This window comes from Sneathiella aquimaris (assembly GCF_026409565.1).
In the GTDB taxonomy this organism is placed as follows: Bacteria; Pseudomonadota; Alphaproteobacteria; order Sneathiellales; family Sneathiellaceae; genus Sneathiella; species Sneathiella aquimaris.
In genome coordinates this window covers 3,479,923-3,496,975 of sequence record NZ_CP112881.1, presented here as the reverse complement: position 1 = coordinate 3,496,975, position 17,053 = coordinate 3,479,923, and the positions used below count along the sequence as shown (strand labels likewise).

Below are 17,053 nucleotides of genomic sequence, written 5' to 3'. Positions count from 1 at the left end.
GTTGATGGAGAATAGGGTTTCGAATTTAGGGTGCCTTACCGAATAATATGTGAATAATTGGGGTGTGGCCGAATTATATTCGGTTGTGTCTCCGTCTCTTATAGTGTGAGATAGGTTTTTATAAAAACAAGTCAAATTTCCTTGATTTTAAGGTTCTGTAGGCCTAATCCGTTAACGTGTAATATTCTGAAAGGAGAGTCATATTGAGTAATAGCAGCGGTAAGCGGGTGCTTGATGCAATTGATCAGAATATTATTTCGTCATTGCAGACGTCGGCGAGAATAACCAACCAGCAATTGGCCGAACAGGTGGGGCTGTCCCCGAGCTCTTGTCTGGCTCGGGTTCGCAAACTTGAAGAAGACGGGTGTATAGGCCCCTATCAAGGCACGGTAAATCTGGATCGGTTATGCCGGTATATTACCTGCATCGCCATGGTGACATTGGAAAGCCACCGCCAGCAGGATTTTCGTGTGTTTGAGCAGTTTGTTGAAGGGGTGTCAGAGGTTGTCCAGTGCGATACTGTGAGCGGAGGATGTGATTTTATCCTGCGCATCGTTTGCGCGGATATGGAGCGGTATCACGAAGTAAACGAAAATCTTCTAAATTCGGGTGCCAATGTGGTGAACATCAAAACCCATGTGGTGATGACAGAGAACAAAAAATTTACCGGATATCCACTAGGCGCACTTCTGCAATAGAATTTACCCGTAAAAAATGCGCAGCACGATCTGATGAAGGGAAAGTGCGACAACAAATTCAATAAACGCCATCAGTACAGCCGCAGTACCCGAAATTTCGAGTGTCCGTCTTAAGATATACCAAAGAAAAACATAAGAGAGGATCAGGAATGTCAGGGAAAGCAGGGACGTTAGTGCGAGGCCAAGATAACCCATGGAAAGAATGGAAAATGGGAGCCAGACACAGATTAGAGCAAGCTGCGCCCAGTTATAGATAATGGTAAAGTTGCCAAACTTTTTCGTTTCAAAAATATACTGGTCGGCAACCCCGACGATCACCAAATATAGCAGCCAGGAAACATAGGTGATGCCAAGCTTGCTCAAGATAAACGGTAGAGCAGGGATTTCCGCCCCAATCAAACGAAAATCAAGATAGAAATCCAGGGCAAGCAACGGGACGGAAAGCAGAAGTGCCGTAAAAGACGCCCAAAAGCCAGCCGGGGACAGATTGAAATACCGCAAAGCATCGGGGTCGCGTAGTGCGAGCCGGAAACTACCAAATAATGAGTAAATAACTTCGTAGAGACCAGCCATCTGATTTATTTGAAATATCCATCTAAAATTGACGTGTAAATATTGGCTAACTGCTCGATATCGTCGACAGCGACATGTTCATCGACTTTATGCATCGTCTGCCCGACAAGGCCAAATTCGACAACGGGGCAATAATTTTTAATATAGCGGGCATCAGATGTGCCCCCCGTTGTTGAAAGCTCAGGTTTTGTGCCAAGATGCTCCGCAATGGACTGCGCAACCAAGCTGCTGAAATCCCCCTCGCTTGTCAGGAAGGGCTCAGAATTTTTAAGGACTTTCAGATCATAGTTGGCATTTCGGTCCTTGGCAATTTCATCAAGCAGGGATCGTATTTTATGATCCAGACCGTCAAGCGTATGTTCTGTGTTAAAGCGGATATTGAAAGTCGCTCTGGCAGCCGGCGGGATAACATTGGTCGCAGGGTTTCCCACATCTACGGTGGTAAACTCAAGATTGCTTTGCTGGAAATGGGCGCTGCCATCATCAAGATGCATATGATCCAACGCAGACATCATGGCGATCAGGTGAGGAACAGGATTGTCCGCCAAATGCGGGTAGGCGACATGTCCTTCTGTGCCATTGACGGTCAAAAAGCCGGTGAATGAACCGCGTCGACCAATTTTGACCATGTCACCGAGTGCCTTCGGGTTTGTCGGTTCTCCTACAAGGCAATGATCAATCCGCTCGCCCTGTTCTGACATCCATTCAAGTACTTTGCGGGTTCCGTTGATGGCGGGCCCTTCTTCATCCCCTGTAATCAACAGGCTAATTGATCCGTCAAATTTTCCTTTGCGGGATTTGATCAGGCGTTGGGCAGAGACGGCAAAACACGCGACAGCAGCTTTCATGTCGGCCGCGCCGCGACCGTACAGCATCCCGTCTTTGATGACGGAATCAAACGGATCAACACTCCACGAGTTAAGGTCGCCGGGAGGGACAACGTCAGTATGGCCGGCAAAACAGAAATTAGGTGCGCCTGTGCCATATCTTGCGTAAAGATTTTCAACATCTGGCGTATTGTCATCTGAAAAAGTCAGCCGGTGACAGTCAAAACCGATTTTTTCAAGGACAGATTGCAGAACATTTAGAGCGCCTGCGTCGGCGGGGGTTACACTTGGGCAGCGCATAAGCTCCTGCGTGAGCGTAACAACATCAAGATCATCCATATAAGTCATGTATGTCCTTTACCGTTCCCGTTCTGGAGGGTCAATGTCTTTGACGGATAATTGACGCGCAAGGCAATCCGGGATAAGTCTGTTTTTCCTCTCTTTCGCAGGCTAGCCCATGACATCACACAGCGCCCCCGGCATTAATAATCTAACCGGTATTCTTTATATGGTTGCGGCGATCGTTACCATGTCGACAATGGATGCGGCGGCAAAATGGCTGGTTCACGCTGACTACTCGGTTTTTCAGATTTTGTTTGTCCGCAGCCTTATGAACGTTGTGGTTCTTTTGGCATTGTTGCCCTTTATGGGTGGACTGCGCCTGATCAAAACCAATCGTGTTTTTGCGCATGGCGTGCGGGGGGTGTTGGGCTTTGTTGCCCCTTTTTGTTTTTTCAGCGCGTTGCGTTCCATGGGGTTGGCGGAGGCCACGGTGATCTTCTTCATTTCACCCTTTGTTATGACAGCGTTGTCGGTACCGTTTTTTAAAGAGAAGGTCGGCATACATCGATGGGGGGCAATTTTTGTTGGATTTTGCGGCGTTCTCTACGTTGTACAGCCAACGAGCGAGGTTTTTGATCCTGCGGCTTTTCTCGTGCTGGGTGGCAGCCTTGCCTACTGTTTTTTGATGCTCAGCAGTCGCTGGCTTGGCTCAACAGAAGCCACGTTTACGATTGTCTTCTACGTGAATTTTGTCGTTATGTTGTGCGGTGCGACAGGGTCTGTTTTTTATTGGGTTCCCATGCCAGTCGCTGATGTTGGCGTTGCCGCAATCGTTGCGTTTTTGTCTTTAATCGGAAATTTTTTCATCATCAAGGCGTTTACAATTGGTGAAGTGGGGGTCATTACCCCCTTTGAATATACAGCCTTGATCTGGGCAGTGCTGCTTGGGATCGTTCTATTTGATGAAATTCCAACCTCTAATGTCTGGGTCGGATCCGCGGTTATTGCCGCGAGCGGATTATATATGGTCTATCGCGAGAACAGAAAAAAACCCGCCGTTTAAGGCGGGTTTTTCAGATGGCATAAAACGTTGCTTAGTCGCGTAGCAAGTCGTTGATGGATGTTTTCGACCGTGTTTGCTCGTCAACAGTTTTAACAATCACAGCACAATACAGGCTTGGTCCGGGTGTTCCGTCCGGCAATGGCTTTCCGGGAAGGCTTCCTGGGACAACGACGGAGTAAGCCGGGACGCGTCCGATATGAACTTCGCCGGTTTCCCGGTTCACAATTTTTGTGGAGGCACCAATAAACACACCCATGGACAGAACGGCACCTGTTTCAACAACAACCCCTTCAACCACTTCAGAGCGGGCGCCGATAAAACAGTTATCTTCGATGATCACAGGACCGGCCTGAAGTGGCTCCAGAACGCCACCAATGCCAACACCGCCAGATAGATGCACATCTTTGCCGATCTGCGCGCAAGAGCCAACAGTGGCCCAAGTATCAACCATTGTTCCAGAATCAACAAAAGCGCCAAGATTAACAAAACTAGGCATCAAGACCACGTTTGGTGCGATATGGGCACTGCGGCGCACGACACATCCTGGAACCGCCCGAAAGCCAGCGGCTTTAAAAGTGTCCTCTGTCCAGCCTTCGAATTTACTGGGAACTTTGTCATACCAATTGCTGTTTGTCCCCGGCGCACCTGCAATCATTTCCATATCGTTCAGGCGAAAAGACAGCAGAACCGCCTTTTTAAGCCACTGATTGACATGCCAGCCATCTGTTGTTTTTTCTGCAACACGGGCAGCACCGCTATCAAGTGCGAGAAGGGTTGCCTCGATGGCATCGCGTTGTTCACCTTTTGTGGCAGGAGAAATGGCATCCCGGTTGTCCCATGCCGCTTCAATAACCGGTTGCAATTCGGTCAGACTCATTCTTGAACCTCAATTTCATAAGTGGAATTCTGTTGTCGCACCATACCGCGCCGAAGCGTCAAGTCAACTGCCTAGGGCCTGCTTGCCAGCAAGCGATGCAGCCAATCGGGCAAATCTTCCGCAATATGATGAATATGAGGCCCCTCCGATGTTTCTGAAGACCAGTGTTCCTCGTTCGGGACCCAAACGGTTGTCATTCCCAGATCATGCGCAGGTTTAAGATTCTTTGCCATATCTTCAAAGAAAACGGCCCGGCTTGGTGTGATATCCAGTTCATCAATCATTTTATGGTAAACAGATATTTCGGGCTTGGGAATAAAGTCACATTTTCGAATATCAAAAATATGATCAAAATGATGATCGATCCCCAGTTGCCGGGATACATTTGTCGCATGATCATCAGAACCGTTCGTGAAAATGATTTTCCGACCGCTGAGCTCATGCAGGGCGGCATCCAGCTTTTCAGCACGGGCCATTTCACTCACGTCGATATCATGAACAAACGCTAAAAAATCATCCGGATGCATGTCATGACATTTCATCAGGCCATTTAACGTTGTCCCATAGGTCTGAAAGTAGTGCTTTTGAATTTTTTTTGCTTCTGCATGGTCGACTTTTAAAAAATCAGCGACAAAGTCCCCCATTTTTTGGTCAATCTGCGCAAATAGATTGCAATGAGCGGGATACAGCGTGTTGTCGAGATCGAAAATCCATGTATCGATGTCTGAAAAATCAGACCAGTTACTTTTTTGTTCCATCCTTCAAGTGTGGTGTCTGACTGTCAAAAGAACAAGCAAAAATTGTCAGAAACTTTCTTATTCCTTTTGGTTTTTAAGGCGCTGTTAAGTTGTTTTCATTAGGCTTTCGAGATTAAAAAAAATTATTTTAGCATGGATTAATTTATGGGTTTGCTTAGTTCCCTGTCGTTTGGCAGGAATAATGCATTAAGTGCCAAGCCGGTGCCGGGTGTCATTCTCGAAGAGCAGGAGACATTGCTGGAAAACTTTCCGGGGCCTGCCTTTATTTTGGACGAGGATTGCCAGTTGGTTGAAGGCAACCTCTCTTCTGTTCCTTTGCTTAATGAAATGGGAAAGCAAACGGACGGTAAATTCAGAAGCGCAGTAAAAGGTGTTTTGACACGAAACCGTTCTGAACATTTTACCTTCACATACGGTACTGACGATGTAATTGAAGTGTTTGACCTGACGCTGCTGCCTCTGTCGGGCGGGGGGGTTCTTGTGACCGGAAAAGATGTCAGTATGCAGCGAAACCTGACAAATGCGCTGGTTGCGTCCCGGCAATTATTTAAGGATCTTGTTACCTGTACTGCTGAATTCGTTTGGGAAACTGATGAATATGGATGTTTTCGATATGTCTCTCCACGAGGCGCGATTGGCTTCACGGCAGCAGAACTGGATGGCCGACTTGCCCGGGACCTGATCATTCCTTCTGAGGATGACGAGGCAGACGCCCTAACAAACCCGTTTGAAAGTGCTGTACCGGTGGAAGATGAGGTGATCTGGCTGCGGGATCGCTCGTCTGCATTGGCCTGCATGCGTATTTCATCCATCCCCGTTTTTGATGATGCAGGAAGTCATATCGGTTGCCGGGGCGCGGGGCGTGACATTACTTTCGAGATGGAGCAACGCTCTCAATTCGAAAAAATGGCGGCACAGGAAAAGGTTTTCTCAAAGATCATTGACGCTATTCGCCACGAAATTGACCCAGCCCGATTGTTCGAAATCGCCGGTCGCGGCGCCTGTGATGCGTTAAACAGCACCCGCATGATGTTGACCCGGAAAAACTCATCTGGTTCGCTTGAGATGATGTTCAAAAGTGGGATAAATGATGAAGTGGAGGCAGCGTTTCTCAATTGGATGCGTCATCAAACGACAGTTGAAACCGACGGGCTGACGGAACTGGAAAGCGGTGATTGGCGCTTGTTTATCGCGCCCATTCAATCGAACAGTCAGCTGGATGGTGCCGTTGCCTTGGTTCGCCGGAAAGAAGCGACCGAACTGGAGGAGGGAGAAAACCGTCTGATGCGCCTGTTAAGCGAACATCTGGGTGTTGCTCTTATTCAAATAAAGGCGCGCGAAACGTTGGAGCAGCTCTCCCGTACAGATGAATTAAGTGGCTTGCTTAATCGTCGGGCCTTTCATGAGGATGTTGAAAAACGGCTTAAAACCCGCCAAAGGTCCAAGGGTGGCAACGCACTATTTTATATTGATCTGGATAATTTTAAGCCGGTTAATGACCGTTTCGGCCACGAAAAAGGGGACGAAGTTCTAAAGGGTGTTAGTCAACTTTTGGCAGAGCATTCCCGGGTTGGTGATATGGTTGCTCGATTGGGCGGTGATGAATTTGCCATGTGGTTGGAAGACATTCCGCGCGATAAAACAATTGAAAAAGCAGAACATTTGCAAAAGCTTTGCCAGGAAATGTCTGGCCGCCTCAATGTTTTGGATCCCAGTTTGAGTTTTTCAATTGGCATTGCCCTCACTGATGGGCAGGATAATGAAACACTGGATAGTTTATTGGCGCGTGCAGATGCGGCAATGTATAAGGTTAAGGCTCGGGGGAAGGGGGCTTTTTCTATCGCGGATGCTGTAGAAAAAGTGGAACAAAAAGATGCTTAAGAAGTTATTTGGCAAAAAGAAAAAGCAAGAAGTCAGCTATGAAGATAGTAAGGGACTTGCGCGGGACGAAAACCCGAAAGTACGGGCAAAACTGGCATCCAGTGCTTCTGTTCGGCCAGAGGTTTTGTATTATCTGACGGATGATAACTCGCCAGAAGTCCGGCGGAATGTTGCGCGGAATACGAATACTCCCGTTCAGGCCAACACCATTTTGGCAACGGATACGGATGATCAGGTTCGATCTGAACTTGCCCGAAAAATATGTAAAATTCTTCCGGATATCAGCGGCACAGATGCGGATTCAATTCGCGAACAAACCATCGAAATTCTTGAAGTGCTTGCCTCCGATCAGTTGCCTTCGGTACGGGCAATTCTCTCGGAGTCCTTGAAAGATACGCTGGAGGCGCCCAAACATGTCATCATGGCATTGGCTAAAGATGTCGAAGAAATCGTGGCGAGCCCGGTTCTTGAATATTCACCGCTACTGACCGAAGCAGACCTGTTGGAAGTGATCGCCAGTGGTGTTGCGGCCGGGGCATTACCTGCCATTGCCCGACGCCCAAATATTGGAGAGGATGTTTCAGACGCAGTGGCTGCCTCACTGGAAATTCCGGCTGTGGCAGCTTTGCTCGCCAACTCGTCCGCGCGGGTTCGTGAAGACACACTGGATCAGATTATCAGTCAGGCTGAAACGGTAGAAGACTTGCATGAGCCTATGGTGATGCGTGTCGATCTTTCCATCCGGGCCATGCGCCGCATTGCCGGTTTTGTGGCGTCGTCTCTTGTTGATAAGCTGGTGGAGAGAAATGACCTGTCGCCGGATATTGAAAAAGAACTGAAAAAGTCTGTCAAAGGACGTATCGAAGAAGTTGAGAATTTTGACGAGCCGAGGGAAGACGATGGGCAGGTCCGTGCCGAGAAGCTTTGGGCAACGGGCAGGCTGGATGAAAAGACGCTGACCGAAGCCGTGACGTCAAAAGATCTGAGTTTCGTTCATAATGGGCTGGCGCTGATGACGGGGCTGTCCGTCGGGGTGATCCGCCGGATCCTGAACTCGCGAAACGGCAAAGTCGTAACCTCTCTTTGCTGGCGTGCAAAATTGTCCATGCGGCTGGCTATTCGGATCCAGACAGAAATTGCCCATGTCCCCAATACAAAATTGGTAAACGCAAAAGATGGCGTGGAATATCCTTTTGACGAAAAGGAAATGGACTGGCAGCTTTCTTTTTATGTGGAAGAATAAAAAAGCCGAAGAAGGTCTTCGGCTTTTTATCAGTTGCTAGTCTGCGTGGATCATCGTTCCGATACCGTGTTCGGTAAAGGTTTCCAGAAGCAGGACATGCGGGATGCGGCCGTCCAGAATGTGAGCCGCGCTAACGCCCCGGTCCAGAGAGAATAGGCAGGTTTCCAGTTTTGGTATCATGCCGCCTGAAATAGTTCCGTCTTTTTGAAGAATTTTGACGTCATTTTGAGACAACTGATTGATAAGTTTTTTCTGCTTGTCCAAAACACCTTCAACATCGGTTAGCATGATCAATTTGCTGGCGCCAATGGCGGCCGCAATATGACCGGCAACGGTGTCCGCATTAATGTTAAAGGTTTCACCATGCGGTCCGACTCCGATCGGGGCAATCACCGGAATGACATCAATATCTTCAAAACTTTCCAGAATTTCAGGATTGATCCGACTTGGTTCGCCGACAAATCCTAAATCCAGAATACGTTCGATATTGCTGTCAGGATCCCGCTTGGTCCGTGTCAGTTTCTGAACTTCGATCAGGTTCCCGTCCTTGCCGGAAAGTCCAATGGCTAAACCGCCAGCCTTATTGATGGCTTGAACAATATTTTTGTTCAAAGATCCACTCAGGACCATTTCAGCAATTTCCACTGTGGCCTGATCTGTGACCCGAAGACCGTCAATAAACGAACTCTGGATTTTCAGCTTGTCCAGCATGGCACCGATTTGCGGGCCGCCCCCATGAACAATAATAGGATTGATTCCAACCTGTTTTAACAGGGCAACATCACGGGCGAAGTCTTCAGCAAGGGCGGAATCGCCCATGGCATGTCCGCCATACTTAATAACAAAAGTTTGCCCGGCAAACTGATGCATATACGGCAGTGCCTCAGACAGGATTTTTGCTTTTTTAAGTTGTTCTTCAACTGTCATCTGCTTTTTTGCCATCCCAACGATCCTTCTTTATTCAGCCAAAGAGGCAAGCTCTGCCCGTAGTTCCGCAATGCCTGTTCCTTTCGCTGAACTTGTCAGCATGATTTCAGGATGGGCGGCCGGTCTTTTTTTCAACTCGCTCTGTGTGTTTGTTATAACGTCATCCAGTTCGGATTTTTTCGATTTATCCACTTTCGTCAAGATGATCTGATAATTCACGGCGGCCTTATCCAGCATGGACATGATTTCCCGGTCCACTTCTTTAAGGCCATGGCGGCTATCAACCAGCAGGCAAACACGGCGCAATTTGGCGCGGCCCTGAAGGTAGGTGTTGACCAGTCCGGTCCAGGCAGCAACTTTCTCTTTCGACACTTTTGCGTAACCATGACCGGGCAAATCCACCAGATACATCCGGCTTCCCAAGTCGAAGAAATTGATCTGTTGGGTGCGGCCGGGAGTGTTCGACGTTCGCGCAAGTGTGTTGCGATTTGTCAGGGCGTTGATAAGGCTTGATTTACCAACATTTGACCGGCCGGCAAATGCAACCTCGTTCATCGGTAATTCTGGGAGCATCGCAAGAGTTGCAGCGCCCGCGACAAAGGTACATTCCTTTGCAAAAAGGAGGCGGCCCTCTTCAATACGGGCCGCCTCCACTTTTTCGTGTTCTGTCATTTTAGTCATTCAAGATCATGCTTTCGTAGATTGACCGCTGACGCTGACACCCATCCTTTTCATAATGAACCACTGCTGCGCAATGCTCAGACAGTTGTTCCAAGTCCAATAGATTACCAGTCCAGCAGGGAAGCTTGCCAACAGGAAGGTAAAGAAAATTGGCATGAACAGGAAGATCTTTGCCTGAACCGGATCTGCCGGCTGCGGGTTAAATTTTTGTTGTAGGTACATGCTCAGACCCATCAGGATAGGCAGGGCACCGATCATCATGAATTCTGGAGGCGACCATGGGATCAGACCAAACAGTTCGAACAAATTCGTTGGGTCAGGTGCCGACAGATCAGTAATCCATCCATAAAACGGCTGATGGCGCATCAACAGGGTCACAAAGAGAACCTTGTACAATGCGAAGAAAATCGGGATCTGAAGCAGGATCGGAAGGCAGCCCGCGGCGGGATTTGCTTTTTCCCGTTTGTACAGGGCCATCATTTCCTGATTAAGCTTTTGTTTGTCGTCCCCAAACTGTTCGCGCAACTTCACCATTTCTGGCTGCAGCTTCTTCATTTTGGTCATCGACACATAGGATTTATGAGCCAATGGCAACAGAAGTAGTTTGATGATAACAGTTAGAGCAAGGATCGCGAGGCCCAGATTGCCGATTTGTGCGTCAAGGAACTCAAGGGCGAAATAAATTGGTTTTGTAAGGAAGTAAAACCAACCCCAGTCGATCGCTAGTTCAAGGCGGGAAATGCCAAATTCTTCTTCATAATTATCCAGAACATGAACTTCTTTAGCGCCTGCAAATAAACGGTTTGTTGCGTCCGAAGAGCTGCCGGCCGGTATCGTCACACCCGTTTGACTGACATAGTCAGTCTGAAAGCGGTTGCCCTGAGCCACATGATTAAAACGGCTTTTCGAAGGCGTTGCCTGATCCGGGATAAGAGCCGCAAGCCAGAATTTATCTGTCATGCCGATCCAGCCACCCGTAGAGGTCTGGGCACGGGTTCCTTCTTCCATCAGATCGTCATAGTCAACCTCTTCCAAGGTTTCGTTGAAGACACCGATTGGACCCTCATGCAGGATGTAAAAGCCTGTTGTCTCGGGCATACCAGTTCGCGAAATCAGTCCGTAAGGATACAGGGTAACCGGATTGCCTGTATTGTTTTGAACTTTCTGATTGACGGTGAATAGAAAGTGATCGTCAACAGCATATGTCCGGGTAAAGATCAGCCCCTCACCATTATCCCACGTCAGGACCAAGGGTTTTTCCGTTGTCAGTTCTGAAGCAGTTGTGGTCCAGATGCTGTTGGAATTCGGTAACTTTACAGTCGTTTCCGGTCCAACGCTCCAGCCAAATTCAGCATAATAAGGCTTGGGAGATCCGCTTGGAGAGAAGAGCTTGATTTCCGGGCTGGATGGATCAACTTCTTCGCGGTAATTGACCAATGTCAAATCGTCGATCCGGGCCCCCTTAAGCGCAATTGAGCCATGCAGGGACGGTGTATTGATTTTAATGCGCGGCGTTTTTGCAAGGCTTTCTTCACGGCTCATTGCAGGAAGCGCTGCGGATGTTCCAGAAGGAACGGCAGCTGTACCCGCAGTACCCGGGGTTGGTGCCGTTGAACCGTTCGCATTCATTGCGGCCTGTTCATTATTCTGCGCGGCTTGATTTTCAATTTCCGGGGACGGGAAAAAATACTGAAACCCAAAAATAATCCCTATGCACAGGACGACCGCAAGGATCACATTCTTCTGATCTGACATTTGTAGGCCTTAATTAGTTTACTCGATGCTGACGCGCTCTGACGATTTTACTTCGCACTCATGACACTTGTTCGCCCCTTCAGGAACCGGGTCATACCCTTGACCACCCCAAGGGTGGCACCGTCCTAGACGTTTCAGAGTAAGCCATGATCCTTTAACCGGTCCATGCAGATGCAGTGCGTCCAAGGCATATGCTGAGCAGGTTGGATGGTAACGACAATTCGCAGGAAGATAAGGGGATAGCGCGTATCGGTAAACCTTTATCAGCCCGGAAAGCAGAAAAGTGAGGATTTTATTCATGATTCTCACTTTTTTTGAGGGCGCCGACCTTTTCCAGTGCTTTCATGAGGTCTTTTTCAAGATCATCAAAAGCGCGGTCGGGGGTGGACTGTCTGCCGATAAGAACAAAATCCCAGCCGCTTTTTGCGTGCAAAGGCAGGATTTGGTCTGCCAGTGCGCGCAAGCGACGCTTTATTCGATTGCGAATGACGGCGTTACCGACTTTTTTTGTCGCGGTAAAGCCCACGCGCAAAGGTCCCGCGTCCGCGAGCGTATCATTGCGCGCGGCTTGCAGGACCATTCCGGGAGTTGCCCATTTGCGACGAACGCCAGCGACACGGAGGAACTCCGCACGTTTTTTCAATCGTTCGACGCCAGTCGGCATCTTATTAGGCTGAAAGGCTCTTACGGCCTTTAGTGCGACGATTTGAAAGAACGCGACGACCGCCTACTGTGGCACGGCGTGCGCGAAAACCGTGGCGACGAGCGCGCACAAGCTTACTTGGTTGATATGTACGTTTCACGTGACTTCTCCGTCAATCATACGCACGGATTTGTGCGATGAGAAAATTAAGCCCCGCTGTATAAGGGGTGGCGACAATGAAGTCAATGGATGAGATGTTTTATCTGTTCGATCGCGGGAATTTGTTTCCGGACATATGCTCAAAATACCTCACAAATTAGTGATCGCTGCTTTCTAAAAACTAAGACGTTGTTATGTTCAGACAGATGTAGGATCGCTTTTTTAGACCTTAACCCGCAGAAATACAGGAATTTCACAGCCTGTTCGGCGATTTGGAAAGAAGTTTGCGAATTTATTGTGTTAGAATCATGCGCACCCGATCAACAGGTACGCCCTATTCGCGATAAACGCTTCTACGCAGAAAAGCATTTTTGAATTGAAATGAATTGCGCATTGATACGAAAAGGGACGAATCGCATATGGAGAGTGAATTGAAGGAGGAACAGCCAAAGTCATCGGCTGGAAAACTAAAAAAATTACTGCCTCTTTTGGCGCTAATCCTAATCTTCGCATCCTTTTTTATCTTTGGGCTAGATGAGTATCTGACCTTTAAATCCCTCAGTGATAATCGAGACCGTTTGCTGGATTTCGTCGCCAATCATTACATCGCTGCTATGGCTCTGTATTTTGTTTTATATACAATTGCAATTACAGCCTCGTTGCCCGGCGGATTGCTGCTGACTATTTCAGGGGGCTTTCTGTTCGGCTGGCTGGTTGGTGGGTTGCTGACCGTATTTTCCGCAACCTTTGGCGCGACGTTTCTATTTCTGATAGCGGCGACCTCACTGGGGAACCCACTTCGTGCAAAAGCAGGGCCCTGGCTTGCCAGACTGGAAAATGGATTTAAGCAGGACGCGATGAATTACCTGTTGTTTCTTCGTCTTGTGCCCGCGTTTCCTTTTTGGCTGGTGAATATCGCTCCCGCATTCTTGGGCGTGACATTGCGCACCTATGTTGTGGGGACGTTTTTTGGCATCATTCCCGGTACGTTTGCGTTTGCGTTCATTGGCAGTGGGCTTGATAGCATCATTGTCGAACAGCAGGAGACGTTCTCTGCTTGTCAGGCTTCGGGGAAAACGGGATGTACGCTCGAGTTTGAAGTCGGATCGCTTGTTACAAAAGAGATATTAATCGCTCTTGCTGCTTTGGGCATTGTCGCCTTGCTGCCAATTTTGATTAAAAAATTTCGCAAAACACCTGCCTGAAATGAAAACGCGGAGAAAACCGAATGTCAAAAATTATAAAAGCTGATCTTTGTGTGATTGGCGGCGGGTCGGGTGGATTGAGTGTTGCCGCCGGGGCGAGCCAGATGGGGGCCGATACGGTTCTCATTGAAGGCGGCAAAATGGGCGGGGATTGTCTGAACTATGGATGTGTTCCTTCTAAAGCGTTACTGGCCGCGGCAAAAAAGGCAAATGGTCTGCAACATGCTGACGAGTTTGGTGTTACAGGCCAGCCGTTGGTTGCTGATTATGAAAAAGTGATGGGGCATGTCTCGGAGATTATCGCCGGCATTGCGCCGCATGATTCTGTGGAACGGTTTGAGCAATTGGGCGTCCGGGTCATTGAAGGGTATGCGTCCTTTTCTGGCCCCGATCGAGTGACGGTTGATGACGTTACGATTAAGGCCCGGCGGTTTGTCATTGCAACAGGGTCCCGGGCGACCGCCCCTCCAATATCCGGTCTTGAAACATGCGGGTACATGACGAATGAAACGCTTTTTGAGAACCGCGAGAAACCAGAGCATCTGATTATCATAGGCGGCGGGCCGATTGGTATGGAAATGGCGCAGGCGCACCGGCGCCTGGGCAGTCGGGTTACCGTTTTAGAAGCCTTTAAAGCCCTTGCAAAAGATGATCCAGACCTGACATCTGTGGCGCTGAAGGCGTTGCGGGCAGAAGGCATTGATATTCGAGAGGACGTCAAAATTCATAGCGTCGATCGGACCGAGGAAGGCGCGATAAATGTTGTGGTCGAAGAGGAGGGGAGGGAAGAAAAGCTGACGGGCTCCCATCTTCTGGTCGCCGCGGGACGTAAGCCGAATTTGGAGAAGTTAAACCTGGAGGCGGCGGGCGTCGAGCATTCTAAATCCGGGATCGAGGTTGATGAGCGGCTCAGGAGTTCGAACAGGAAAATCTTTGCCATCGGGGACGTTGCCGGCGGCTTTCAATTCACACACGTTGCAGGATATCATGCGGGCATTGTCATTCGAAATGCGCTTTTCCGCTTGCCTGCCAAAGTAAATTATGACGGGTTGCCCTGGGTCACTTACACGGATCCTGAAATTGCAAATGTCGGCATGACGGAAAAACAGGCCCGTGAACAATTAGGTGATAAAGTTCAGGTTTTGACCTTTCCTTACGCCGAGAATGACCGGGCTCGTGCGGAACGCAAGACAGAAGGTTTTGTAAAAGCGATCATTGGAACGAACGGTAAGATTTTGGGCGCGGGTATTGTTGGGATGCAGGCTGGCGAACTTATTCAACCTTGGGCGCTGGCCATTACAGGCGGGCTAAAGGTCTCGAGTATGGCGAGTTACATCGCGCCCTATCCGACACTTGGCGAAATCAACAAGCGCGCGGCCGGGAGTTTTTATACACCCAAGTTATTTAGTTCTAAAACGCGGTGGATCGTTAAACTATTGTCCTTATTCGGCTAATTTTAGCTTAAAGGGTATTCAGATTGAGGGCAGAATAGAATGTCAGAACGTAAGGGATTGGTTCTGAACTCTTTTTTGTATAGCTTACAGACTATGGGGTATCTTCAGAAAATATCGCGGGTTTTTAGAAGCCTGTCCGCCCAGCTCTTGTTCTTGACAATCCTTTTTGTCATGCTGGCGGAGGTGCTGATTTTTGTCCCATCTGTCGCCTTTTTTCGCCTGAACTATCTGGATAAAAAAATCGAATTTGCGCATTTGGCATCCCTTGCGTTGCTGGCATCCCCGGACAATATGGTTTCAAAGGAACTGAAAGCGGAACTTTTGTTTCGTGTTGGCGCACGATCTGTCGTTTTTCGAAGCGCTAATTCTGCAATGCTGATGCTGAGCGAGGATATGCCTGCGGTTGTTGATGCCAGTTTTGATCTTTCAGAACGGTCTTCGTTAAAGCTTATTGAAGATGCGGCTGCGGCGCTTCTTGTTCAGAAGAACAGGATAATCCGTGTCACGTCACCGATCGAGAATGCGCCGACATCGTCTTTGGAGATTGTGCTGGATGAAGCGCCGCTGGTGGCCGCGATGCTGGACTATGCCAAGAATATTTTTTGGTTATCCCTGGCAATCTCTGTTGTAACGGCCGTTCTTGTTTTTCTGTCCCTGCACTGGTTGTTGGTGCGTCCCATGGGTCGGTTGAGTGCCAGCATGATTGCCTTTCGGCGGAAACCAGAAGACCCAAAGGTTAATATTTCTCCGTCAGGCCGGATGGACGAAATAGGAATAGCGGAACGTGAGCTTGAAATCATGCAAACACGGTTGCGTTTCGCCCTGAAACAGAAACAGCATCTGGCCGCGCTGGGAACGGCAGTTACGAAAATCAGCCATGATCTTCGGAACATCCTATCCACGTCTCATATTGTGAGTGATGGACTGGCCCAGTTGGATGATCCAAGAGTACAAAAAGTTGTCCCGCGTCTGGTTGCCAGTATCGACAGGGCCATTGATTTATGCACGGAAACCCTGAAGTACGGAAAAGCTGGAGAAAGGCTGCCGCAAAAAAGCAGGTTTCTGTTAGCCCCGCTGATTAAGGAAGTGTGTGATTCGGTTGCGCTACCTGCAAGCAAGAGCCTTCAATGGGACATTCGCGTATCTGAAAAATTCACTCTCTGTGCTGACCGGGAACAAATCTATCGTGCGCTACTGAATTTATGTAGAAATGCGTCGGAGGCGCTAAAGGACAACGGGAAGATTTGTGTGGCTGCACAGTCTGAACAGGGCATATCTATTATAAAGGTAATGGATAATGGTCCCGGTATTCCGTCCATGGCGATGGAACATTTGTTTGAGCCCTTTGTTGGATCCGTCAAAAATGGAGGTACGGGTTTGGGGCTTTCCATTGCGCGGGAACTTGTTGAGGCCCATGGCGGTGACCTGTTTGTGGAAAAAACGGATGATAAAGGGACTATTTTTGTTATCCGGTTGCCTGATTAAGAGTTTAGAAACTAGTTATTTTGCATACTGTCCCTATACATTTGTTTTTCTTTACGATGAAGGTCGGGCGATGGTTCGGTTTCTGGCAGTAGTTTTTTCGGTTTTTACTCTGTTTTCTGTTTCGGGCTGTACGTCAGCGGCGATCGCAGTTGTGGATGAAAAAATCTCTCAAATGACGGAAATGGACTGCACCTCTGTCAACATGGTTTTCGGAGACCCTTACTGCAAAGAAAAAAGAGAAGAAATCAAGCAAGAGCCTGTATACTGCTACAAGACCCTTGGGGGCATTGATTGTTACGCCACGAAAAATCCGTATAATACGGAAGCGTCTGAACGTGTTCGCACTGTCAGCGCGTTAGGCTCTGAAGGCGCTAAGGTGGAGTATCTTGGGAAAGAGCCAGATACGAAAAAATCCATTTTCGCCTGGCCGTTCATGGAAGCAAAAACGGATACTGCCGAACTGGATTGACTTGAAGTGCCCCTCTTACAATATTATCGCTCAGAAAAGAGTGGCGCATCCCGGTAATCAAGTGATCGGGTTT

General features: G+C 48.6%; 18 protein-coding genes. 8 read left to right on the top strand and 10 right to left on the bottom strand.

The window, feature by feature from the left end; genetic code table 11:
• The first annotated feature begins 203 nt into the window (after nt 1-203).
• Nucleotides 204-698 (top strand): Lrp/AsnC family transcriptional regulator, encoded by a 495-nt coding sequence (locus OIR97_RS16445; RefSeq protein ID WP_181017835.1) that lies wholly within the window; start codon nt 204-206, stop codon nt 696-698.
• A gap of 3 nt (nt 699-701) precedes the next feature.
• Here OIR97_RS16445 and OIR97_RS16440 read toward each other — a convergent pair whose 3' ends face one another.
• Nucleotides 702-1,271, bottom strand: coding sequence for a hypothetical protein (locus OIR97_RS16440; protein ID WP_169543303.1), 570 nt, complete (start codon nt 1,269-1,271; stop codon nt 702-704).
• 5 nt (nt 1,272-1,276) lie between these two features.
• Nucleotides 1,277-2,446: a succinyl-diaminopimelate desuccinylase gene (dapE, locus tag OIR97_RS16435; protein ID WP_219821575.1), complete on the bottom strand. Its 1,170-nt coding sequence runs from the start codon at nt 2,444-2,446 to the stop codon at nt 1,277-1,279.
• Between the two features lie 109 nt (nt 2,447-2,555).
• Here dapE and OIR97_RS16430 point away from each other — a divergent pair, with 109 nt between their 5' ends.
• Nucleotides 2,556-3,443 carry a DMT family transporter gene (locus OIR97_RS16430; RefSeq protein ID WP_169543302.1) on the top strand — a complete coding sequence of 296 codons (888 nt, stop codon included), beginning with the start codon at nt 2,556-2,558 and terminating at the stop codon, nt 3,441-3,443.
• Between the two features lie 31 nt (nt 3,444-3,474).
• Here the strand turns inward: OIR97_RS16430 and dapD are convergent, their stop codons facing one another.
• Both dapD and OIR97_RS16420 read right to left on the bottom strand, forming a co-directional pair.
• Nucleotides 3,475-4,320, bottom strand: coding sequence for a 2,3,4,5-tetrahydropyridine-2,6-dicarboxylate N-succinyltransferase (gene dapD / locus OIR97_RS16425; RefSeq protein ID WP_169543301.1), 846 nt, complete (start codon nt 4,318-4,320; stop codon nt 3,475-3,477).
• A 71-nt stretch (nt 4,321-4,391) separates the two neighbouring features.
• The gene (locus tag OIR97_RS16420) at nt 4,392-5,078 is read right to left on the bottom strand and encodes a pyrimidine 5'-nucleotidase (protein WP_169543300.1); all 687 of its coding nucleotides are present in this window, start codon (nt 5,076-5,078) and stop codon (nt 4,392-4,394) included.
• A gap of 144 nt (nt 5,079-5,222) precedes the next feature.
• Here OIR97_RS16420 and OIR97_RS16415 point away from each other — a divergent pair, with 144 nt between their 5' ends.
• Nucleotides 5,223-6,959, top strand: coding sequence for a sensor domain-containing diguanylate cyclase (locus OIR97_RS16415; protein WP_169543299.1), 1,737 nt, complete (start codon nt 5,223-5,225; stop codon nt 6,957-6,959).
• Nucleotides 6,952-8,202, top strand: a complete 1,251-nt coding sequence (locus OIR97_RS16410; protein ID WP_169543298.1) for a DUF2336 domain-containing protein — start codon at nt 6,952-6,954, stop codon at nt 8,200-8,202. Before OIR97_RS16415 ends, OIR97_RS16410 begins: the two co-directional genes overlap by 8 nt.
• Nucleotides 8,203-8,238: 36 nt before the next feature.
• On the opposite strand, the gene argB is transcribed toward OIR97_RS16410, so the two are convergent.
• Genes argB through rpmH form a run of 6 tightly spaced genes read right to left on the bottom strand, consistent with a single transcriptional unit; the run spans nt 8,239 to nt 12,368 of the window.
• Nucleotides 8,239-9,144, bottom strand: a complete 906-nt coding sequence (gene argB, locus OIR97_RS16405; RefSeq protein ID WP_181017834.1) for an acetylglutamate kinase — start codon at nt 9,142-9,144, stop codon at nt 8,239-8,241.
• A 15-nt stretch (nt 9,145-9,159) separates the two neighbouring features.
• Nucleotides 9,160-9,810 carry a ribosome biogenesis GTP-binding protein YihA/YsxC gene (gene yihA, locus OIR97_RS16400; protein ID WP_219821574.1) on the bottom strand — a complete coding sequence of 217 codons (651 nt, stop codon included), beginning with the start codon at nt 9,808-9,810 and terminating at the stop codon, nt 9,160-9,162.
• Between the two features lie 6 nt (nt 9,811-9,816).
• Complete coding sequence (yidC, locus tag OIR97_RS16395; protein WP_169543297.1) at nt 9,817-11,565, bottom strand: membrane protein insertase YidC; 1,749 nt, start codon at nt 11,563-11,565, stop codon at nt 9,817-9,819.
• Between the two features lie 18 nt (nt 11,566-11,583).
• On the bottom strand, nt 11,584-11,865 hold the full coding sequence (gene yidD / locus OIR97_RS16390) for a membrane protein insertion efficiency factor YidD (protein WP_169543296.1): 282 nt from the start codon (nt 11,863-11,865) through the stop codon (nt 11,584-11,586).
• The gene (gene rnpA / locus OIR97_RS16385; RefSeq protein ID WP_219821573.1) at nt 11,858-12,208 is read right to left on the bottom strand and encodes a ribonuclease P protein component; all 351 of its coding nucleotides are present in this window, start codon (nt 12,206-12,208) and stop codon (nt 11,858-11,860) included. The genes yidD and rnpA overlap by 8 nt, the downstream gene beginning before the upstream one ends.
• Before the next feature lie 25 nt (nt 12,209-12,233).
• Complete coding sequence (gene rpmH / locus OIR97_RS16380; RefSeq protein ID WP_169543294.1) at nt 12,234-12,368, bottom strand: 50S ribosomal protein L34; 135 nt, start codon at nt 12,366-12,368, stop codon at nt 12,234-12,236.
• Nucleotides 12,369-12,798: 430 nt separating this feature from the next.
• Between rpmH and OIR97_RS16375 the strand changes: the two genes are divergently transcribed.
• The 4 genes from OIR97_RS16375 to OIR97_RS16360 all read left to right on the top strand — a co-directional run bounded on the left by OIR97_RS16375 (nt 12,799) and on the right by OIR97_RS16360 (nt 16,980).
• Nucleotides 12,799-13,572: a TVP38/TMEM64 family protein gene (locus tag OIR97_RS16375; protein ID WP_219821572.1), complete on the top strand. Its 774-nt coding sequence runs from the start codon at nt 12,799-12,801 to the stop codon at nt 13,570-13,572.
• A gap of 23 nt (nt 13,573-13,595) precedes the next feature.
• The gene (locus OIR97_RS16370; protein WP_169543292.1) at nt 13,596-15,026 is read left to right on the top strand and encodes a dihydrolipoyl dehydrogenase family protein; all 1,431 of its coding nucleotides are present in this window, start codon (nt 13,596-13,598) and stop codon (nt 15,024-15,026) included.
• Nucleotides 15,027-15,065: 39 nt separating this feature from the next.
• Complete coding sequence (locus OIR97_RS16365) at nt 15,066-16,511, top strand: sensor histidine kinase (RefSeq protein ID WP_169543291.1); 1,446 nt, start codon at nt 15,066-15,068, stop codon at nt 16,509-16,511.
• A 70-nt stretch (nt 16,512-16,581) separates the two neighbouring features.
• Entirely contained in the window at nt 16,582-16,980 is a 399-nt protein-coding gene (locus OIR97_RS16360; RefSeq protein WP_169543290.1) for a hypothetical protein, read from the top strand.
• The last annotated feature ends 73 nt before the right edge of the window (nt 16,981-17,053 follow it).